This is a genomic window from Streptococcus mitis (assembly GCF_000960025.1).
Taxonomy (GTDB): Bacteria; Bacillota; Bacilli; order Lactobacillales; family Streptococcaceae; genus Streptococcus; species Streptococcus mitis_DH.
The window spans coordinates 856,423-876,960 of record NZ_JYGQ01000001.1 but is presented as its reverse complement, the minus strand read 5'-3'; the positions used below and the strand labels follow the sequence as shown (position 1 = coordinate 876,960).

Below are 20,538 nucleotides of genomic sequence, written 5' to 3'. Positions count from 1 at the left end.
CTTTATGGAGGAAGTATGAAATTAAATATTCAAGAAATTCGTAAGCAGTCTGAAGGCTTGCATTTTGAACAAACCTTAGACCTAGCCGCAGACCTGCGTGCACGCAATCAAGAAATTTTAGATGTAAAAGATATCCTTGCTGTTGGGAAAGTACAGTATGAAGACCGTATGTATTTCTTAGATTATCAACTATCTTATACCATTGTTCTTGCTTCAAGTCGCAGTATGGAACCAGTTGAGTTAGTTGAATCTTATCCAGTAACGGAAGTTTTCATGGAAGGTGCAACTAACCAACTAGATCAGGAAGTTTTAGACGATGATTTGGTCTTACCTATCGAAAATGGAGAACTTGACCTTGCTGAGAGTGTGTCAGATAATATTCTGCTTAATATCCCTATCAAGGTTTTGACGGCTGAAGAAGAAGCTGGTCAAGGATTTGTTTCAGGAAATGATTGGCAAATCATGACTGAGGAAGAATACCAAGCTCAACAAGCAGTTAAGAAAGAAGAAAACAGTCCTTTTGCTGGCTTACAAGGACTATTTGATGGAGACGAATAATGGTCTTGTCAAAAAAACGAGCACGAAAGGTGCTAGAAGAAATCATTGCTCTCTTTCCAGATGCCAAGCCCAGTCTTGATTTTACCAATCATTTTGAACTCTTGGTTGCGGTCATGTTGTCAGCTCAGACAACAGATGCAGCGGTAAATAAGGCCACACCAGGTCTCTTTGCTGCCTTTCCAACGCCACAAGCCATGTCTGTTGCGACAGAGGGTGAGATTGCCTCACACATTTCTCGCCTAGGATTGTATCGAAATAAGGCTAAATTCCTAAAAAAATGTGCCCAACAGTTACTAGACGATTTTGATGGTCAAGTCCCTCAGACACGTGAGGAATTGGAGAGTTTGGCAGGTGTTGGTCGTAAGACAGCCAATGTTGTCATGAGTGTGGGCTTTGGGATTCCAGCTTTTGCAGTGGATACTCATGTGGAGCGTATTTGCAAACACCACGATATTGTCAAAAAATCAGCGACACCACTTGAGGTGGAAAAGCGGGTCATGGATATCTTACCGCCTGAGCAGTGGTTAGCAGCCCATCAGGCCATGATTTATTTTGGAAGAGCCATCTGCCATCCTAAAAATCCAGAGTGTGACCAGTATCCACAGTTATATGACTTTAGCAATTTATAAGCAATTTATAAGCAATTTATAAGATGGGGTTTCAAAAGTTTTTGCTTGATTTTAAGCATGCTTTGTGCTATAGTATTTGATAACTAAATATTCCTTTAAACCTGTCCCGTGAGGCAGGCAAGGAGCGCGATAAAGTAGAAGGGTGAAGTCTATACTGTTTGCAGTAGGGCTAGCTTAGCTATACATTTCAAGTCTCCTTGTTTAAGGAGACTTTTCTTTTTGGAGGTTTGTCATGAAGGCAAAAGAAGTTGTAGACGAATTGACTGTCAAACGAGCGATTACGCGTATTACTTATGAGATTATCGAACGCAACAAAGATTTGAATAAAATCGTCTTGGCTGGTATTAAAACTCGTGGTGTCTTTATTGCCCACCGAATCCAAGAACGTTTGGAACAACTAGAAAATCTTTCAGTTCCGGTTGTAGAATTGGATACGAAACCTTTCCGTGATGATGTTAAAAGTGGAGAAGATACTTCTTTAGTTTCTGTTGATGTGACAGACCGTGAAGTTATCTTGGTGGACGATGTGCTTTATACAGGCCGTACTATCCGTGCTGCTATTGATAATATTGTCGGTCATGGTCGTCCTGCGCGTGTGAGTTTAGCAGTTCTAGTCGATCGTGGACATAGAGAATTGCCAATCCGTCCAGATTATGTTGGAAAAAATATCCCAACTAGTCGTTCTGAAGAAATCATCGTAGAGATGGCAGAACTTGATGGCCAAGACAGAGTTCTGATTACTGAAGAAGCTTAGAAAGCTAAAGGAGTAGCCATGTCAGAAAATCAACAAGCATTGAACCATGTGGTGTCCATGGAAGACCTCACTGTCGATCAAGTGATGAAATTGATCAAGCGAGGAATTGAGTTTAAAAACGGAGCTCAGCTTCCTTATGAAGACCATCCGATTGTTTCCAATCTTTTCTTTGAGGATTCTACACGGACGCATAAGTCCTTTGAAGTGGCAGAGATTAAACTGGGATTGGAGCGACTTGACTTTGATGTGAAGACTAGTTCAGTCAATAAGGGTGAGACACTTTATGATACCATTTTGACTTTGTCTGCTTTAGGAGTGGATGTCTGTGTGATTCGCCACCCAGAGGTTGACTACTACAGAGAGTTAATTGCAAGTCCAACGATTACGACTTCCATAATCAATGGTGGAGATGGTTCGGGCCAACACCCTAGCCAGAGCTTGCTTGATTTGATGACCATTTATGAGGAATTTGGTCACTTTGAGGGTCTTAAGGTTGCTATTGCAGGTGACTTGGACCACTCACGTGTTGCCAAATCCAATATGCAGATTTTGAAACGCTTGGGAGCTGAACTCTTTTTCGCTGGACCTGAGGAATGGAGAAGTCAAGAGTTTGCAGACTATGGACAGTTTGTAACCATTGATGAAATCATTGATCAGGTGGATGTCATGATGTTTCTCCGTGTGCAACATGAACGCCATGATAGTGGAGCTGTCTTTTCAAAAGAAGATTACCATGCCCAACATGGCTTGACTCAAGAACGTTATGACCGTTTGAAAGAAACAGCAATCCTTATGCACCCAGCTCCAGTCAATCGTGATGTAGAAATCGCAGACCACTTGGTTGAAGCACCAAAATCACGGATTGTCCAACAAATGACCAATGGTGTTTTTGTTCGAATGGCAATCTTAGAATCCGTACTGGCGAGTAGAAACGCCAACTAAAACACAAGACGTTAAAAGACGCCAGTGAGCGTCCACGAGAGGTGAAAATATGACAAAAAGACTTCTAGTATTAGAAGATGGCACAGTTTTTGAAGGCAAGGCCTTCGGAGCAGATATTGATGTAACAGGCGAAATCGTCTTTAACACAGGCATGACCGGCTACCAAGAATCCATTACAGACCAGTCTTATAATGGACAAATCTTGACCTTTACTTATCCTTTGGTAGGAAATTATGGAATCAACCGTGATGATTACGAATCCATTATTCCAACTTGTAAGGGAGTCGTTGTTTTTGAAGAAGCGCGTCGAGCTAGCAACTGGCGCAACCAAATGACCTTGGATGAATTTTTGAAAGCTAAAAAAATTCCAGGTATTTCAGGGATTGATACGCGTGCACTCACCAAGATTATCCGTAAGCATGGTACGATGCGTGCAACCTTGACCCATGTTGGGGACAGCATGGACCATGTGACGGACCAGCTCCAAGCGACAGTCTTGCCGACAGATAATATCAAGCAGGTTTCTACTAGAACATCCTATCCAGCTCCAGGAGTTGGTTTGAGCGTGGTGTTAGTGGACTTTGGTCTCAAGCACTCAATCCTACGTGAACTTTCTAAACGCAACTGTAACGTGACGGTTGTTCCTTATTCGACAACGGCTGAAGAAATTCTCCATCTCAATCCTGACGGAGTTATGTTGTCAAACGGTCCAGGTAACCCAGAAGATGTTCCACAAGCACTTGACATGATTCGTGGTGTGCAAGGAAAAATTCCAATCTTTGGTATTTGTATGGGGCACCAACTCTTTGCAATGGCAAATGGTGCTAAGACTTACAAGATGAAATTTGGTCACCGTGGATTTAACCATGCGGTACGTGAAATTGCAACAGGACGAGTAGACTTCACCAGCCAGAACCATGGTTATGCAGTTAGTCGTGAAGATTTGCCAGAGCATTTGATTATCACCCATGAAGAAATCAATGACAAGTCAGTTGAAGGTGTGCGTCACAGATACCAACCTGCTTTCTCTGTCCAATACCATCCAGATGCAGCCCCTGGTCCACACGACGCTAGCTACCTATTTGATGAGTTTATAGAGATGATGGAAGCTTTTAAACAATCAAACTAAGAACGAGTAAAAGCTCGTCGGAGAATTTATGTAACTGAACACGGACGGAAAGCTCGGAATTTAGAGAAACCAATTTGGATTGTCAATCCTTCCTTGGTTTCCTAAAATTCAATCGCTTTCTATTCGTCCTTTGTATCTTATTTAATGTCGCCCTGAGAGGCGACGAATAGAAAGGAGAAGATACATTGTTCGCGGAAGTGAACACGCCCTAAGAACTGTGTGAAAAAGATAAACATCGTCTTGACGCTGAAGGCGTCTGCACTGAGTTTCCTATTTTCACTTTGTTCTTGACGGGCTTTGTATCATAAACTATGCCTAAACGTACTGATATTCAAAAAATTATGGTGATTGGTTCTGGTCCGATTATTATTGGTCAAGCTGCTGAGTTTGACTACGCTGGGACCCAGGCTTGCTTGTCGTTGAAAGAGGAAGGTTATGAGGTTGTCTTGGTTAACTCAAATCCTGCCACCATCATGACGGACAAGGAGATTGCTGATAAGGTTTATATTGAACCGATTACACTTGAGTTTGTAACGCGTATTCTTCGTAAGGAACGTCCAGATGCCTTGCTTCCAACACTCGGTGGTCAGACAGGTCTCAACATGGCCATGGAATTGTCTAAAAATGGCATCCTGGATGAGCTTGGAGTAGAGCTGCTCGGTACTAAACTATCTGCCATCGACCAAGCGGAGGACCGTGACCTCTTTAAACAATTGATGGAAGAACTCAACCAACCCATTCCAGAATCTGAAATTGTCAACACAGTCGAAGAAGCAGTTGCCTTTGCAGCAACAATTGGCTATCCAGTCATCGTCCGTCCAGCCTTTACACTTGGTGGTACTGGTGGTGGTATGTGTGCCAACGAGGAAGAATTGCGTGAAATCGCTGAAAATGGTTTGAAATTGTCACCTGTTACCCAATGTTTGATTGAACGTTCAATCGCAGGTTTCAAGGAAATCGAATACGAAGTGATGCGTGACTCAGCTGACAATGCTTTGGTTGTTTGTAACATGGAAAACTTTGATCCAGTTGGGATTCACACAGGGGATTCCATTGTATTTGCCCCTGCGCAAACCATGTCAGACTATGAAAACCAAATGCTACGTGACGCGAGCTTGAGCATCATTCGTGCCCTCAAGATTGAAGGTGGATGTAATGTTCAGCTGGCCCTTGATCCACACAGTTTTAAATACTATGTTATCGAAGTAAATCCTCGTGTGTCTCGTTCTTCAGCCCTTGCTTCTAAGGCGACAGGTTACCCAATTGCCAAATTGGCTGCTAAGATTGCCGTCGGTTTGACCTTGGATGAGGTTATTAACCCAGTCACGGGTTCAACCTATGCCATGTTTGAACCAGCCCTTGACTACGTAGTTGCCAAGATTCCTCGTTTCCCATTTGACAAGTTTGAAAAGGGTGAGCGCCGTCTTGGTACTCAGATGAAGGCCACTGGAGAAGTCATGGCAATCGGTCGTAACATTGAAGAATCTCTTCTTAAGGCTTGCCGCTCCCTTGAAATTGGGGTGCACCACAATGAAATGCCTGAACTTGCAGAGGTTTCTGATGATGCCTTGATTGAAAAAGTCGTCAAAGCCCAAGATGACCGTCTCTTCTATGTGTCAGAAGCTATTCGCCGTGGTTACACACCAGAAGAAATTGCTGAATTGACTAAGATTGATATCTTCTATCTTGATAAACTCCTACATATCTTTGAAATTGAGCAGGAGTTGGGTGCCCATCCACAAGATTTTGAAGTTTTGAAAACTGCAAAATTGAATGGATTTTCAGACCGTAAGATTGCTGAACTCTGGAATACTACAGCTGACCAAGTTCGTCAGCTTCGTTTGGAAAACAAGATTGTCCCAGTCTACAAGATGGTAGATACTTGTGCGGCAGAGTTTGACTCTGAAACACCATACTTCTATTCAACCTATGGTTGGGAAAATGAATCTATCAGATCTGATAAAGAATCTGTACTTGTTCTAGGTTCTGGTCCAATCCGTATAGGTCAAGGTGTTGAGTTTGACTACGCAACTGTTCACTCTGTTAAGGCTATTCAGGCTGCTGGTTACGAAGCTATTATCATGAACTCAAACCCTGAGACTGTTTCAACAGACTTCTCGGTATCTGATAAGCTCTACTTTGAGCCATTAACTTTTGAAGATGTCATGAATGTTATCGATTTGGAGCAACCAAAAGGCGTTATCGTTCAGTTTGGTGGTCAAACAGCTATCAACCTTGCAGAGCCATTGGCAAAAGCAGGTGTGACCATCCTTGGTACACAGGTCGCTGACCTAGACCGTGCTGAAGACCGTGACCTCTTCGAGCAAGCTCTTAAAGACTTGGATATTCCACAGCCACCAGGACAAACGGCTACCAATGAAGAAGAAGCAGTTCTTTCAGCTCGCAAGATTGGCTTCCCAGTTCTTGTCCGCCCATCTTATGTACTTGGTGGACGTGCCATGGAAATCGTTGAAAACGAAGAAGACCTTCGTTCTTACATGCGAACTGCTGTTAAGGCTAGTCCAGACCACCCAGTTCTTGTCGACTCTTATATCGTTGGGCAAGAGTGCGAAGTTGATGCCATTTCAGACGGAGAAAATGTCCTTATCCCTGGTATCATGGAGCATATCGAACGTGCAGGAGTTCACTCAGGTGACTCAATGGCCGTATACCCTCCACAAACCTTGTCGCAAAAGGTGCAAGAAACAATCGCAGACTATACTAAACGCCTAGCAATCGGTCTTAACTGTCTTGGAATGATGAACATTCAGTTTGTCATCAAGGATGAAAAAGTCTACGTTATTGAGGTCAATCCACGTGCCAGCCGTACGGTACCTTTCCTTTCAAAAGTAACTAATATTCCTATGGCTCAGGTAGCTACTAAGCTCATTCTTGGTCAAAAACTTGAAGAACTTGGTTACGAAGATGGACTTTACCCTGAAAGCACCCGCGTTCATATCAAGGCACCTGTCTTCTCCTTTACCAAACTAGCTAAGGTAGACAGCTTACTTGGTCCTGAAATGAAGTCAACAGGTGAAGTTATGGGTTCTGATACTACTTTGGAAAAAGCTCTCTATAAAGCTTTTGAAGCTTCTTACTTACACTTGCCAACTTTTGGTAACGTTGTATTTACTATCGCTGATGATGCCAAAGAAGAAGCTTTGGACTTGGCTCGTCGTTTCCAAAATATTGGCTATGGAATCCTCGCGACAGAAGGGACAGCAGCCTTCTTTGCCAGTCATGGATTGCAAGCCCAACCTGTTGGTAAGATTGGTGATGACAATAAAGATATCCCAAGTTTTGTTCGTAAAGGAAGAATTCAAGCTATCATAAATACAGTGGGAACCAAACGAACTGCTGACGAAGATGGTGAGCAAATTCGTCGTTCAGCCATTGAACACGGTGTGCCCCTTTTCACAGCCCTAGATACAGCTAATGCCATGCTTAAAGTATTGGAAAGCCGTAGTTTTGTCACAGAAGCAATTTAAATAGAAAAAAGAGAAGGTGTAACAATCTTCTCTTTTTTGTTATATTTTTTCTTGTAAACTACTGCTTAATCAGCTTTTGCGATAAGCTTTAATACTGTGGCTATACCACTCCTGCATTTCTTTTGATGGTGGTGTCATATAATCCCCATACATCTGGGTTAAAAATTGATCATATTTTTTAGGGACGGGCAACATACGGCCTTCAAACTCAGTTAAGATGAGTTCTTTAAAGGTATCAACTGGGAAGACTTCTTTCATACCTTCCTTACCAATCCCAATTCCTCCTTCATATTGAGGAGTGTTGGTTGTAGCATTTTTGACCAGCTGATCAATTTTCTTGTAAAAGTAACGGGGATTGACCACTCGGAGGGCGTACCAGCTACATAATCTTAGAAAATCTTTTAACTTGCTATCACCGTGAACTGCGCGTGATTTTTTAATATAAGCTAGTTGACGAAGGGCTACATACTTATAACTCTTGTCGACAATGCTCAAGTCTGTAAAGCGATCAATTGGGAAGACATCGATAAAGAGACTGGTGTCATGACGCTTGTACTTAACATGATCTTCGATAACAGTAGAAGTATCCAAAATCGATGCGAAATTATGGAAGTACCAAGAAGAAGTGTCGTAGGATAGAACCTTATAACGTGGATTGTCTTCTTCCTCAATAATTTTCAATAAGCGCTCATAATCTTCACGATAAAGGGAAATATCGATATCATCGTCCCAGGGAATCATACCTTTGTGGCGGATAGCTCCAAGCATGGTTCCATAACTTAGAAAATAAGGAATATCATGTTTCTTACAAGTCTCATCAATATAGTCTAGCAGGGCTAGTTGAATTTCTTTAATTTCTTCTTTTTCTAAATACTGCATCCTAATCCTCCAATTTATAAGCGTGAAATTCATGACTGTAGAAGCGTTTTTCTTCTGGTGGTAGGGTCATATAATCTCCATAAAATTGTGTCAAAATAGTATCAAATTTTTCAGGTGCTGGAAGGCTTAAATTTTCAAAGGGAAGATTGATTGTTTTATCGAAGGTACCACTTGGGAAGACTTCCTTTTCCTTAAATTTAGAAGGGATAAAAGCCATATACTGCCCATCCTTACGACTATATTTTTGAATTTCTTTCTCGATTTTATGTGCGAAATAACGAGGAGAAACAGGTCGAAGGAGTAACCAGAATGCTGTTCGTATCCAATCTTTTAAAAGGCTATCTTTATAGACAATATTTTTGTGTTTACTGAAAGACAGAAGTTTGAAGCTTTCCAGTTTATAACAAGTATCAATGACCTTAGGATCATCAAAGCGATCCATAGGGAAAATATCGATAAAAACACCTGACTCATATGTTTTTGTATTCCGAGTATCAATAATTTTGGTCGTACTGTCAGTTATTTTGATAAAGTTGTTAAAGTAGTTCTTATCAGTTTCTAAGGAAAGGAGCTTATATTTGCTTTTTTCCTTTTGAAAAATGTTTATAAATCGTTGGTAGTCTTCTCGAGGCATGGACAGATCAATATCGTCGTCCCAAGGAATAAAGCCCTCATGTCGAACCGCCCCAATCAGAGTACCGTAGTTAATAATATAGTTGATATTGTGCTTTTTACAGAGAATATCAATATAATCCAAAATTTCTAATTCAATTTGTTTGGCATCTTCAATGGTTAGTTGTTTCATTCTATACTCCTAAGATTTTTTGAATTTATTTTTTAAGGCTAGGACATGGTTTAAAAATTCATAGAAAATGCTATCTTTTGTGAAGGCAAGTAGACCAATATAAGAGATGGCTGATAGCAAGACAATCAAACCAGTATTAATCAAAAATGGCAAATTAATGACCATATCCACGGGATACAAGAAATTAATCAGGAAATAAATTCCTACAAAGGAAAGTGAAAAGAGCGAGTATCGAACAGTATAGCTAAAGATATGTCCTAAGTGGATGAGTTGTTTTCTATGGATGAAAATGATATAGAAAACAAGTAGAGAGGCCTCTGATAGCATAGTTGTCAGTAAGTAGTATTCAGGAGCCACGATATTGTTGAAAAAGAGGAGACTATTTAATCCCAAATTGAGTAGCCCAGCAAAGACTGTGTAAACTGTGATTCGTTTTTCATAGCCATTTGTAAAGAGAATTTGGGAACCAAGAATGGTATCTAAGGCCAGGATAATCGTACGAAAAGCGAAGAGAGAGGTTAAGATACCACCTCCGATATATTTTTCACTACCGTAAAGTAGGATGGCATTTGGTCCTAAAACCATGAGTCCAAAACTCAGTGGAATGATAAAGAAGTTAAAGATTCGACTGCCTCTGTTAACAAGTGCGACATAGGCTTCCTTATCGCCTTTTCCTAGATAGTAACTGAGACGAGGCACACTCACTCCGATAGCTCCTGTTACAACACCAGCTATAACGGTCACAATTCGTTGAGCCATGGTATAGTAACTAACATTGACATCAATCCCTGTTTTAACGAGGAAAAGACGATCCAAAAAAGTGAAGAGCATATTGGCATTGGCAAAGACCAACATGGCTGTTAGAGGGAGAAAGAGAGGTTTAAAATCACTTATGTGAATCTTAACAAGCTTAATGTCTCTTTTAATCCAAAAATAACTAATCAGATAGTTAATCAGTGTCGATAAACTCATCACAAGTGTATAGACAACAATATCGTGTTCATTTTTGACAAACAGGAAAATAGATACCAGCATCAGGATACGGATGAAGGCAGTCTTGTAAAAGAGAAAACTGTAATTTTCCAGAGCTTCATTAACCCACTCGATTGAAAAAATCTGTGCAATGAGTTGAATCCCCATAACAAGGTAGACTTTTTTGATGATTGGATTATCAGTAAAGAAGAGAGGATAGGCTAGGATATAGACAGCAGTGGTCAAAATTGTACAAGCTATGCACAAATAAAAAAGACTAGAGAAGGTTCTATTCAGATCTTTTTTGTTATCCTTGACATTACTGATGGCCCGTAAACCGTAGTTATAGACCCCATAAGTCGCAAAGGGTAAGAAAAATGACAAAATTGTGTCGACTGAGTTGAAGTAACCATAGTCAGTTCGGTCCAAGACACGCGCGACGTAGGTACCAGTTAAGATGGGAAAAATAATATTCAAGACACGAATTCCCATGTAAGATAGAGCATTTAATTTTATACTTTTCATTCAATTTACCTCGTTTTTCATTATATCATAAAGTTAGCTAATAAGAAATGAAGGGCAGTAAGTCAAACAATCACTTTGAAGTTTCAAAGTTTGATTTTAAGCTTTCTTTAAGAAAACTATATTATTCTGAAGAACTCTAAAATTTCACAGCCATTTATAAGTAATGACTACAGAATTCCTAGTCACTACTAGAAATGGACTAGTTTCTATGAATAATAGAACTCCTTAATCCTTCTATTCTAGAACGGGATGATTAGTATTTCTTTCATGATAGGACTAGATTGTGGTATAATAGAGAGAATAAGTTTTTTTGTAAGACAAAGGAGAAAATAGATGATTTATGCAGGAATTCTTGCTGGTGGAACTGGCACACGCATGGGAATCAGTAACTTGCCAAAACAATTTTTAGAGCTAGGTGATCGACCTATTTTGATTCATACAATTGAAAAATTTGTCTTGGAACCAAGTATTGAAAAAATTGTAGTTGGGGTTCATGGGGACTGGGTTTCTCATGCAGAAGATCTTGTAGATAAATATCTTCCTCTTCATAAGGAACGTATCATCATTACAAAGGGTGGTGCTGACCGTAATACGAGTATTGAGAAAATCATTGAAGCCATTGATGCTTATCGTCCGCTTACTCCAGAGGATATCGTTGTTACCCACGATTCTGTTCGTCCATTTATTACACTTCGCATGATTCAAGACAATATCAAACTTGCGCAAAATCATGACGCAGTGGACACAGTGGTAGAAGCGGTTGATACTATCGTTGAAAGTACCAATGGTCAATTCATTACAGATATTCCAAATCGTGCTCACCTTTATCAAGGACAAACACCTCAAACATTCCGTTGCAAGGACTTCATGGACCTTTACGGTTCTCTCTCTGCTGAAGAGAAGGAAATCTTGACAGATGCATGTAAAATCTTTGTGATTAAAGGAAAAGATGTGGCCTTGGCCAAGGGTGAATACTCAAATCTGAAGATTACAACCGTAACAGATTTGAAGATTGCAAAAAGTATGATTGAGAAAGACTAGTAAAATGATTAATCAAATTTATCAACTAACTAAGCCTAAGTTTATCAATGTCAAATATCAGGAAGAGGCTATTGACCAAGAGAATCATATCCTCATCCGCCCTAATTATATGGCGGTCTGTCATGCGGATCAGCGTTACTACCAGGGGAAACGTGATCCCAAGGTTTTGAATAAAAAACTTCCAATGGCAATGATTCACGAGTCGTGTGGAACCGTTATTTCTGACCCTACAGGAACCTACGAAGTTGGTCAAAAAGTTGTCATGATTCCGAATCAGCCTCCTATGCAGAGTGATGAAGAATTCTATGAAAACTACATGACAGGGACCCATTTCTTGTCTAGTGGCTTTGATGGCTTTATGAGAGAGTTTGTTTCTCTCCCTAAAGACCGTGTGGTGGCTTATGATGCTATTGAAGACACGGTTGCAGCCATTACAGAGTTTGTCAGTGTCGGTATGCATGCTATGAATCGCTTATTGACCCTTGCTCATAGCAAGCGGGACCGAATCGCTGTTATCGGAGATGGCAGTTTAGCATTTGTGGTTGCCAATATTATCAACTATACTTTGCCAGAAGCAGAGATTGTGGTTATTGGTCGTCATTGGGAAAAATTGGAACTTTTCTCATTTGCCAAAGAATGCTATATTACTGACAATATTCCTGAAGATTTGGCCTTTGACCACGCTTTTGAGTGTTGTGGTGGTGATGGTACTGGACCAGCCATTAATGACTTGATTCGCTATATTCGTCCTCAGGGAACGATTCTCATGATGGGAGTTAGCGAGTATAAAGTCAATCTCAATACACGCGATGCCTTAGAAAAAGGCTTGCTCTTAGTTGGATCTTCTCGTTCTGGTCGCATCGATTTTGAAAATGCAATCCAAATGATGGAAGTCAAGAAATTTGCCAATCGTCTTAAAAATATCCTTTATCTAGAAGAACCTGTAAGAGAAATTAAAGATATTCACCGTGTCTTTGCAACCGATTTAAACACAGCCTTTAAAACCGTGTTTAAGTGGGAAGTATAGGTGCTGGAGGTTAATTGTGGAGAAAATCATTAAAGAGAAAATTTCTTCCCTACTTAGTGAAGAAGAGGAAGTCCTCAGTGTTGAACAACTGGGGGGAATGACCAATCAAAACTATTTGGTCAAAACAACAAATAAGCAATACATCGTTAAGTTCTTTGGTAAAGGGACAGAAAAGCTGATCAATCGTCAAGATGAAAAGTACAATCTTGAACTACTAAAGGATTTAGACTTAGATGTAAAAAATTATCTTTTTGATATTGAAGCTGGTATCAAAGTAAATGAGTATATCGAATCTGCGATTACGCTTGATTCAACGTCAATCAAGACCAAGTTTGATAAAATTGCTCCAATTTTACAAACCATTCATGCTTCTGGTAAGGAATTAAGAGGAGAATTTGCTCCTTTTGAAGAAATCAAAAAATACGAATCCTTGATTGAAGAAAAAATCCCTTATGCTAACTATGAAGCAGTTCGAGAAGAAGTCTTTTCCTTAGAGAAAAGACTGGCTGACTTAGGTGTTGACAGAAAATCTTGTCATATCGATTTGGTGCCTGAAAACTTTATCGAATCACCTCAAGGACGACTTTATCTGATTGACTGGGAATATTCATCAATGAATGATCCAATGTGGGATTTGGCTGCCCTCTTTTTAGAATCTGAATTCACTCGTCAAGAGGAAGAAGCATTCTTATCTCACTATGAGAGTGAGCAAACACCTGTCTCTCGTGAAAAGATTGCCATTTATAAAATTTTACAAGATACTATTTGGAGTCTATGGACTGTCTATAAGGAAGAGCAAGGCGCAGATTTTGGTGACTATGGTGTGAATCGTTACCAAAGAGCTGTTAAAGGTTTGTCATATTATGGAGGTTCAGATGAAAAATAAAAATGGAGTTTCTTTTGGTCTACTCTCAGGTATTTTTTGGGGTTTAGGTCTAACGATTAGTGCTTATATCTTTTCAATTTTTACTGACTTGTCGCCCTTTGTGGTGGCCGCTGCTCACGATTTCTTGAGTATCTTTATCTTACTAGCTTTTCTCTTGGTAAAAGAAGGAAAAGTTCGTCTCTCAATTTTCTTAAATATTCGCAATGTTAGTGTTATCATCGGAGCCTTGCTAGCAGGCCCTATTGGTATGCAAGCCAATCTTTATGCGGTTAAGTATATCGGAAGTTCCTTAGCTTCATCTGTATCGGCTATTTACCCTGCGATTTCGGTTTTATTGGCTTTCTTCTTTTTGAAGCACAAGATTTCAAAAAATACTGTATTTGGTATTGTCTTGATTATTGCAGGGATTATTGCTCAGACCTATAAGGTTGAACAGGTCAATTCCTTCTACATTGGGATTCTCTGTGCTTTGGTTTGTGCTATTGCATGGGGAAGTGAGAGTGTTCTTAGCTCTTTTGCCATGGAAAGTGAACTGAGTGAAATCGAAGCCCTCTTAATCCGTCAAGTGACTTCATTCTTGTCCTATCTTGTGATTGTGCTCTTTTCTCATCAGTCATTTGCAGAAGTGGCCAATGGACAATTACTAGGTCTTATGATTGTCTTTGCAGCCTTTGATATGATTTCCTACTTGGCTTATTATATCGCTATCAATCGCTTGCAACCAGCCAAGGCTACAGGCTTGAACGTGAGTTATGTAGTTTGGACTGTCTTGTTTGCAGTTGTTTTCTTGGGCGCACCGCTAGATATGCTGACAATTATTACGTCACTTGTCGTCATTGCTGGAGTTTATATTATTATTAAAGAATAAAGGAGATTCGTGTGAAAGCCATTATCTTAGCAGCGGGCTTGGGAACTCGCTTGCGTCCTATGACTGAAAATACCCCTAAAGCCTTGGTTCAGGTTAATCAAAAACCCTTGATTGAATACCAAATTGAGTTTTTAAAAGAAAAAGGAATCAATGAAATCATCATCATTGTTGGTTACCTTAAAGAACAATTCGATTACTTGAAAGAAAAATATGGTGTTCGCCTCGTCTTCAATGATAAATACGCTGACTACAATAACTTTTACTCTCTCTATCTTGTAAAAGAAGAATTGGCCAATAGCTATGTTATTGATGCCGATAATTATCTCTTTAAAAATATGTTCCGCAATGATTTGACTCGTTCGACTTATTTTAGTGTCTATCGTGAAGATTGTACCAACGAATGGTTCTTGGTCTATGGAGATGACTATAAGGTTCAAGACATTACTGTTGATAGCAAGGCTGGTCGTATCCTTAGTGGTGTATCCTTCTGGGACGCTCCAACTGCAGAAAAGATTGTCAGCTTTATCGACAAGGCTTATGCAAGTGGTGAATTTGTTGATCTCTACTGGGACAATATGGTTAAGGATAATATCAAAGAGCTGGATGTCTATGTTGAAGAATTAGAAGGCAATAGTATCTATGAAATCGATAGTGTCCAAGATTACCATAAATTAGAAGAAATTCTTAAAAACGAAAATTAAAGATTCCAACATCTGGCTAAAATAGTCGGATGTTTTTTTGATTTTTTACGAATAAATAGATGAGTAGAAAAAGAAATGGAGATATTTATGAAAATCACAAACTATGAAATCTATAAGTTAAAAAAATCAGGTTTGACCAATCAACAGATTTTGAATGTCCTAGAATACGGTGAAAATGTTGATCAAGAACTGTTGTTAGGTGATATTGCAGATATATCAGGTTGCCGAAATCCAGCCGTTTTTATGGAACGTTATTTTCAGATAGACGATTCGCATTTGGAGAAAGAATTTCAAAAATTTCCATCTTTTTCTATTTTAGATGACTGTTACCCTTGGGATTTGAGTGAAATATACGATGCGCCTGTACTTTTATTTTACAAGGGAAATCTTGATCTCTTGAAATTTCCTAAGGTAGCAGTCGTGGGCAGTCGTGCTTGTAGCAAACAGGGAGCTAAGTCAGTTGAAAAAGTCATTCAGGGCTTGGAAAATGAACTGGTTATCGTCAGTGGATTAGCCAAGGGTATCGATACAGCAGCTCATATGGCAGCTCTTCAGAATGGCGGAAAAACTATTGCAGTGATTGGAACAGGACTAGATGTGTTTTATCCTAAAGCCAATAAACGCTTGCAAGACTACATCGGCAATGACCATATGGTTCTAAGTGAATATGGACCTGGCGAACAACCTCTTAAATTTCATTTTCCTGCCCGTAATCGCATCATTGCTGGACTTTGTCGTGGCGTAATTGTAGCAGAGGCTAAGATGCGCTCAGGTAGTCTCATTACCTGTGAGAGGGCAATGGAAGAAGGACGCGATGTTTTTGCTATACCTGGTAGCATTTTAGATGGACTATCAGACGGTTGCCATCATTTGATTCAAGAAGGGGCAAAATTGGTCACCAGTGGGCAGGATGTTCTTGCAGAATTTGAATTTTAATACTCTTCGAAAATCTCTTCAAACCACGTCAGCTTCACCTTGCCGTAGGTATGGTTACTGACTTCGTCAGTTTCATCTGCAACCTCAAAGCAGTGCTTTGAGCAACCTGCGGTAAGTTTCCTAGTTTGCTCTTTAATTTTCATTGAGTATAAGAAGAAAGTCCGCTTACTAGATAAACTTTTCTTCTATTATAGTAGCTAAGTCTTGACAGTTATGGCAAAATGGTTTACACTTTATAAAGTTTATTACTTTGAAAAGGTGTGATACTGTGGCTACGGCAACAAAAAAGAAAAAATCAACAGCTAAAAAAAATCTAGTAATCGTGGAGTCGCCTGCTAAGGCCAAAACGATTGAGAAATATCTAGGCAGAAACTACAAGGTTTTAGCCAGTGTCGGCCATATCCGTGATTTGAAGAAATCCAGTATGTCAGTCGATATTGAAAATAATTATGAACCGCAATATATCAATATCCGAGGAAAAGGACCTCTTATCAATGACTTGAAAAAAGAAGCCAAAAAAGCTAATAAAGTCTTTCTGGCGAGTGACCCGGACCGTGAAGGAGAAGCGATTTCTTGGCATTTGGCTCACATTCTCAACTTAGATGAAAATGATGCCAACCGTGTGGTCTTCAATGAAATCACCAAGGATGCGGTCAAAAATGCTTTTAAAGAACCTCGTAAGATTGATATGGACTTGGTCGATGCCCAACAGGCACGTCGTGTCCTAGACCGTTTGGTAGGGTATTCGATTTCGCCTATTTTGTGGAAGAAGGTCAAGAAGGGCTTGTCGGCAGGTCGCGTTCAGTCTATTGCGCTTAAGTTAATCATTGACCGTGAGAATGAAATTAATGCCTTCCAGCCAGAAGAATATTGGACAATTGATGGTGTCTTTAAAAAGGGAACCAAGCAATTTCAGGCTTCCTTCTATGGAGTGGATGGTAAAAAGCTGAAACTGACTAGCAATGATGAGGTCAAGGAAGTCTTGTCTCGTCTGACAAGTAAAGATTTTTCAGTGGATCAGGTAGATAAGAAAGAGCGCAAACGCAATGCTCCTTTACCCTATACCACTTCATCCATGCAGATGGACGCTGCCAATAAAATTAACTTCCGTACTCGAAAGACTATGATGGTTGCCCAACAGCTTTATGAAGGGATTAATATTGGTTCTGGTGTTCAAGGTTTGATTACCTATATGCGTACCGATTCGACTCGTATCAGTCCTGTAGCGCAAAATGAGGCAGCAAGCTTCATTACGGACAGTTTTGGTAGTAAGTATTCTAAGCATGGTAGCAAGGTCAAAAATGCTTCAGGAGCTCAGGATGCCCACGAGGCTATTCGCCCGTCTAGTGTCTTTAACACACCTGAAAGTATTGCTAAGTATCTGGACAAGGATCAGCTCAAGCTTTATACTCTTATTTGGAATCGTTTTGTAGCGAGTCAGATGACAGCTGCTGTCTTTGATACCATGGCCGTTAAATTGTCTCAAAATGGGGTCCAATTTGCTGCTAATGGTAGTCAGATTAAGTTTGATGGTTATCTTGCCATTTACAATGATTCTGACAAGAATAAGATGTTACCAGAGATGGCTGTTGGAGATGTGGTCAAACAGGTGAATAGCAAACCAGAGCAGCATTTCACTCAACCGCCTGCTCGTTATTCTGAAGCGACACTGATCAAGACCTTGGAGGAAAATGGGGTTGGTCGTCCGTCAACCTACGCACCAACCATTGAAACTATTCAGAAACGTTATTATGTTCGCCTTGCAGCCAAACGTTTTGAACCGACAGAGTTGGGAGAAATTGTTAACAAGCTCATCGTTGAATATTTCCCAGATATCGTAAACGTGACCTTTACAGCTGAAATGGAAGGCAAACTGGATGATGTCGAGGTTGGAAAAGAGCAGTGGCAACGTGTTATTGACGCCTTTTATAAACCATTCTCTAAAGAAGTGGCCAAGGCTGAAGAAGAAATGGAAAAAATCCAAATCAAGGATGAACCAGCTGGATTTGACTGTGAAGTGTGTGGCAGTCCAATGGTCATTAAACTTGGTCGTTTTGGTAAGTTCTACGCTTGTAGCAATTTCCCAGATTGCCGTCATACCCAAGCAATCGTGAAAGAAATCGGTGTAGAGTGTCCAAGTTGTCATCAGGGACAAATCATTGAGCGTAAAACAAAACGTAACCGCCTCTTCTATGGTTGCAATCGCTATCCAGACTGTGAATTTACTTCTTGGGACAAGCCTGTTGGTCGTGACTGTCCAAAATGTGGACACTTCCTCATGGAGAAAAAAGTCCGTGGTGGTGGCAAGCAGGTTGTTTGTAGCAAGGGTGACTACGAGGAAGAAAAGATTAAATAAGAGTAGAGTCCTGAAAGTGAATTTCAGGCTCTTTCTGGTTGGAGCTTGACAAAATTCACCATTGTATGCGAAACTAGAAGAAGATTATTTTAATTAGGAGTAGTTATGCGTCTTATTTATCTAATAATTGGTTTCTTATCACTGGCCTTGGCTATTGTTGGGGTAGTTTTACCCTTGTTGCCTACAACACCTTTTCTTTTACTGTCTATTGCTTGTTTCTCCAGAAGTTCCAAGCGTTTCGAAGATTGGCTTTACCATACCAAGCTCTATCAAGCATATGTAGCTGATTTTCGCGAGACTAAGTCTATTGCGCGTGAACGAAAGAAAAAAATCATCGTATCTATCTACATCTTGATGGGAATTTCCATTTTTTTTGCACCTCTTTTACCAGTCAAAATCGGTCTGGGTGCTTTGACCATCTTTATCACCTATTATCTCTTCAAGGTTATTCCAGACAAAGAATAGTTAAAATAGTAGTTATTTGCCTTGATAAAATTGAAAGCATATTCACAACAATATGATATAATAAATTTAAAGTAATCTTCAAGGAGAATCAAATGATTTATGAATTTTGTGCTGAAAATGTGACCTTACTTGAAAAAGCGATGCAGGCTGGATCTCGTCGAATCGAACTCTGTGATAATCTTGCAGTTGGTGGGACAACACCCAGCTATGGAGTGACTAAGGCAGCGGTTGAATTGGCAGCTAACTACGATACGACCATCATGACCATGATTCGTCCACGTGGTGGCGACTTTGTCTATAATGAACTAGAAATTGCAATTATGCTAGAAGACATTCGGTTGACTGCTCAGGCTGGAAGTCAAGGGGTTGTATTTGGAGCTTTAACTGCTGATAAGAAGTTGGATAAACCTAATCTTGAAAAGTTAATTACTGCATCAAAAGGAATGGAAATTGTCTTCCACATGGCCTTTGATGAATTGAGCGAAGAAGACCAGTTAGAAGCTATTGACTGGCTCAGCCAAGCCGGTGTCACTCGTATCCTAACTCGCGCTGGTGTGTCTGGCGACTCCTTAGAAAAACGTTTTGCTCACTATCACAGAATTTTGGAGCACGCTAAAGGTAAAATTGAAATTCTACCAGGCGGGGGGATTGACCTTGACAACCGTCAAATCTTTATCGACCAACTGGGAGTGACACAACTACATGGTACTAAGGTTGTCTTTTAAAAAATAGAAAGGAACTGCTAGCTTTGGGTAGCAGTTTTCACTTATGTTTGAAATTTTTAAATCCTATCAGTTTAATCAAGAAAAGGCTCATGATTATGGTTTTGTAGAAAATGGTGGAGTGTGGACCTATAGTTGCCAAATTTTGCAGGGTGACTTTGTCATGACTGTGTCCATCACTACTGATAATGTGAGTTTTCAAGTCTTTGACCAGGAGACTGGTGACCTCTATCCTCAAGTCCATATGGAAAGCATGAGGGGAAGTTTTGTCGGAAATGTCCGTGAGGGTTGTCTGGAGATTCTCTACCAGATTCGGAAGGCTTGTTTTGAGGTACAGGATTTTATCTATCCTCAGACTAAGCGTACCATGGTTCAGGTTCAGGAAAAGTATGGAAATCAGTTGGAGTATTTGTGGGAGAAATCGCCTGATACAGCAGTGTTAAGACATGAAGGAAATCAAAAGTGGTATGCCGTCTTGATGAAAATCTCTTGGGATAAGCTGGAAAAGGGCAGAGAAGGACAGGTGGAAGCAGTCAACCTCAAACATGACCAAGTAGCTGACTTACTTTCAAAAAACGGCATTTATCCAGCTTTTCATATGAATAAACGTTACTGGATTAGTGTGGCGCTTGATGATACTTTATCAGATGAAGAAGTACTGGAATTGATAGAAAGAAGCTGGAATTTAACCACTAAAAAATGAAACATTTCAAGGATTTTCAATTAGCAAAATATTCTCTACTGAAGAAATTTTCAGAAAATATTGGATTTTTTCTTGACAAGTACTTTTGCCTATGCTAAAATACTAAACAAGATATCAAACGAAGGAGAAAGTCAAACATGAAAGCAGCTAAG

At 40.0% G+C, this 20,538-nt stretch carries 19 protein-coding genes; 16 read left to right on the top strand and 3 right to left on the bottom strand.

What is annotated here, in order from left to right; translation table 11 throughout:
- The first annotated feature begins 15 nt into the window (after positions 1 to 15).
- From TZ91_RS04465 to carB, 6 genes are all read left to right on the top strand, one after another.
- Positions 16 to 558, top strand: coding sequence for a YceD family protein (locus tag TZ91_RS04465; RefSeq protein ID WP_000773212.1), 543 nt, complete (start codon positions 16 to 18; stop codon positions 556 to 558).
- Positions 558 to 1,187: an endonuclease III gene (gene nth, locus TZ91_RS04460; RefSeq protein WP_033681985.1), complete on the top strand. Its 630-nt coding sequence runs from the start codon at positions 558 to 560 to the stop codon at positions 1,185 to 1,187. The genes TZ91_RS04465 and nth overlap by 1 nt, the downstream gene beginning before the upstream one ends.
- A 232-nt stretch (positions 1,188 to 1,419) precedes the next feature.
- Entirely contained in the window at positions 1,420 to 1,941 is a 522-nt protein-coding gene (gene pyrR / locus TZ91_RS04455; protein ID WP_000644747.1) for a bifunctional pyr operon transcriptional regulator/uracil phosphoribosyltransferase PyrR, read from the top strand.
- Between the two features lie 18 nt (positions 1,942 to 1,959).
- Positions 1,960 to 2,883: an aspartate carbamoyltransferase catalytic subunit gene (locus TZ91_RS04450; RefSeq protein ID WP_033687097.1), complete on the top strand. Its 924-nt coding sequence runs from the start codon at positions 1,960 to 1,962 to the stop codon at positions 2,881 to 2,883.
- A 49-nt stretch (positions 2,884 to 2,932) separates the two neighbouring features.
- Positions 2,933 to 4,012, top strand: coding sequence for a carbamoyl phosphate synthase small subunit (locus TZ91_RS04445; protein WP_033687096.1), 1,080 nt, complete (start codon positions 2,933 to 2,935; stop codon positions 4,010 to 4,012).
- 311 nt (positions 4,013 to 4,323) lie between these two features.
- On the top strand, positions 4,324 to 7,500 hold the full coding sequence (carB, locus tag TZ91_RS04440; RefSeq protein ID WP_033687095.1) for a carbamoyl-phosphate synthase large subunit: 3,177 nt from the start codon (positions 4,324 to 4,326) through the stop codon (positions 7,498 to 7,500).
- Between the two features lie 69 nt (positions 7,501 to 7,569).
- On the opposite strand, the gene TZ91_RS04435 is transcribed toward carB, so the two are convergent.
- The 3 genes from TZ91_RS04435 to tacF are packed head-to-tail and all read right to left on the bottom strand — an operon-like array spanning position 7,570 to position 10,681.
- Positions 7,570 to 8,379 (bottom strand): LicD family protein, encoded by an 810-nt coding sequence (locus tag TZ91_RS04435; protein ID WP_033687093.1) that lies wholly within the window; start codon positions 8,377 to 8,379, stop codon positions 7,570 to 7,572.
- 1 nt (position 8,380) lies between these two features.
- On the bottom strand, positions 8,381 to 9,184 hold the full coding sequence (locus tag TZ91_RS04430) for a LicD family protein (protein ID WP_045597120.1): 804 nt from the start codon (positions 9,182 to 9,184) through the stop codon (positions 8,381 to 8,383).
- 9 nt (positions 9,185 to 9,193) lie between these two features.
- Positions 9,194 to 10,681, bottom strand: coding sequence for a type IV teichoic acid flippase TacF (gene tacF / locus TZ91_RS04425; protein WP_033687092.1), 1,488 nt, complete (start codon positions 10,679 to 10,681; stop codon positions 9,194 to 9,196).
- A gap of 333 nt (positions 10,682 to 11,014) precedes the next feature.
- On the opposite strand from tacF, the gene TZ91_RS04420 reads away from it, so the two are divergent.
- The 10 genes from TZ91_RS04420 (at position 11,015) to TZ91_RS04370 (ending at position 20,386) form a co-directional block, all read left to right on the top strand.
- Positions 11,015 to 11,722, top strand: coding sequence for an IspD/TarI family cytidylyltransferase (locus TZ91_RS04420; protein ID WP_000638493.1), 708 nt, complete (start codon positions 11,015 to 11,017; stop codon positions 11,720 to 11,722).
- Positions 11,723 to 11,726: 4 nt separating this feature from the next.
- Positions 11,727 to 12,749: a ribitol-5-phosphate dehydrogenase gene (locus tag TZ91_RS04415; protein WP_000609896.1), complete on the top strand. Its 1,023-nt coding sequence runs from the start codon at positions 11,727 to 11,729 to the stop codon at positions 12,747 to 12,749.
- A 16-nt stretch (positions 12,750 to 12,765) separates the two neighbouring features.
- A complete protein-coding gene (gene licA, locus TZ91_RS04410; RefSeq protein ID WP_033687091.1) occupies positions 12,766 to 13,635 on the top strand; it encodes a choline kinase LicA in 870 nt (289 codons plus the stop codon).
- Positions 13,625 to 14,503 carry a DMT family transporter gene (locus tag TZ91_RS04405; protein WP_000791828.1) on the top strand — a complete coding sequence of 293 codons (879 nt, stop codon included), beginning with the start codon at positions 13,625 to 13,627 and terminating at the stop codon, positions 14,501 to 14,503. Before licA ends, TZ91_RS04405 begins: the two co-directional genes overlap by 11 nt.
- An 11-nt stretch (positions 14,504 to 14,514) precedes the next feature.
- Positions 14,515 to 15,204, top strand: coding sequence for a sugar phosphate nucleotidyltransferase (locus TZ91_RS04400; RefSeq protein WP_000643977.1), 690 nt, complete (start codon positions 14,515 to 14,517; stop codon positions 15,202 to 15,204).
- An 87-nt stretch (positions 15,205 to 15,291) separates the two neighbouring features.
- Positions 15,292 to 16,140, top strand: coding sequence for a DNA-processing protein DprA (gene dprA / locus TZ91_RS04395; RefSeq protein WP_033687090.1), 849 nt, complete (start codon positions 15,292 to 15,294; stop codon positions 16,138 to 16,140).
- Positions 16,141 to 16,408: 268 nt separating this feature from the next.
- Complete coding sequence (topA, locus tag TZ91_RS04385; RefSeq protein WP_045597118.1) at positions 16,409 to 18,496, top strand: type I DNA topoisomerase; 2,088 nt, start codon at positions 16,409 to 16,411, stop codon at positions 18,494 to 18,496.
- A 105-nt stretch (positions 18,497 to 18,601) separates the two neighbouring features.
- A complete protein-coding gene (locus TZ91_RS04380; RefSeq protein WP_033687087.1) occupies positions 18,602 to 18,961 on the top strand; it encodes a YbaN family protein in 360 nt (119 codons plus the stop codon).
- Positions 18,962 to 19,053: 92 nt separating this feature from the next.
- A complete protein-coding gene (locus tag TZ91_RS04375) occupies positions 19,054 to 19,686 on the top strand; it encodes a copper homeostasis protein CutC (protein WP_033687084.1) in 633 nt (210 codons plus the stop codon).
- Positions 19,687 to 19,729: 43 nt separating this feature from the next.
- Positions 19,730 to 20,386, top strand: a complete 657-nt coding sequence (locus TZ91_RS04370; RefSeq protein ID WP_033687083.1) for an MmcQ/YjbR family DNA-binding protein — start codon at positions 19,730 to 19,732, stop codon at positions 20,384 to 20,386.
- The last annotated feature ends 152 nt before the right edge of the window (positions 20,387 to 20,538 follow it).

Excerpts from the sequence above, each read along its gene's own strand:
- TZ91_RS04465 (WP_000773212.1), top strand. The coding sequence starts at position 16 with ATGAAATTAAATATTCAAGAAATTCGTAAGCAGTCTGAAGGCTTGCAT.
- nth (WP_033681985.1), top strand. The coding sequence starts at position 558 with ATGGTCTTGTCAAAAAAACGAGCACGAAAGGTGCTAGAAGAAATCATT.
- pyrR (WP_000644747.1), top strand. The coding sequence starts at position 1,420 with ATGAAGGCAAAAGAAGTTGTAGACGAATTGACTGTCAAACGAGCGATT.
- TZ91_RS04450 (WP_033687097.1), top strand. The coding sequence starts at position 1,960 with ATGTCAGAAAATCAACAAGCATTGAACCATGTGGTGTCCATGGAAGAC.
- TZ91_RS04445 (WP_033687096.1), top strand. The coding sequence starts at position 2,933 with ATGACAAAAAGACTTCTAGTATTAGAAGATGGCACAGTTTTTGAAGGC.
- carB (WP_033687095.1), top strand. The coding sequence starts at position 4,324 with ATGCCTAAACGTACTGATATTCAAAAAATTATGGTGATTGGTTCTGGT.
- TZ91_RS04435 (WP_033687093.1), bottom strand. The coding sequence starts at position 8,379 with ATGCAGTATTTAGAAAAAGAAGAAATTAAAGAAATTCAACTAGCCCTG.
- TZ91_RS04430 (WP_045597120.1), bottom strand. The coding sequence starts at position 9,184 with ATGAAACAACTAACCATTGAAGATGCCAAACAAATTGAATTAGAAATT.
- tacF (WP_033687092.1), bottom strand. The coding sequence starts at position 10,681 with ATGAAAAGTATAAAATTAAATGCTCTATCTTACATGGGAATTCGTGTC.
- TZ91_RS04420 (WP_000638493.1), top strand. The coding sequence starts at position 11,015 with ATGATTTATGCAGGAATTCTTGCTGGTGGAACTGGCACACGCATGGGA.
- TZ91_RS04415 (WP_000609896.1), top strand. The coding sequence starts at position 11,727 with ATGATTAATCAAATTTATCAACTAACTAAGCCTAAGTTTATCAATGTC.
- TZ91_RS04405 (WP_000791828.1), top strand. The coding sequence starts at position 13,625 with ATGAAAAATAAAAATGGAGTTTCTTTTGGTCTACTCTCAGGTATTTTT.
- dprA (WP_033687090.1), top strand. The coding sequence starts at position 15,292 with ATGAAAATCACAAACTATGAAATCTATAAGTTAAAAAAATCAGGTTTG.
- TZ91_RS04380 (WP_033687087.1), top strand. The coding sequence starts at position 18,602 with ATGCGTCTTATTTATCTAATAATTGGTTTCTTATCACTGGCCTTGGCT.
- TZ91_RS04375 (WP_033687084.1), top strand. The coding sequence starts at position 19,054 with ATGATTTATGAATTTTGTGCTGAAAATGTGACCTTACTTGAAAAAGCG.
- TZ91_RS04370 (WP_033687083.1), top strand. The coding sequence starts at position 19,730 with ATGTTTGAAATTTTTAAATCCTATCAGTTTAATCAAGAAAAGGCTCAT.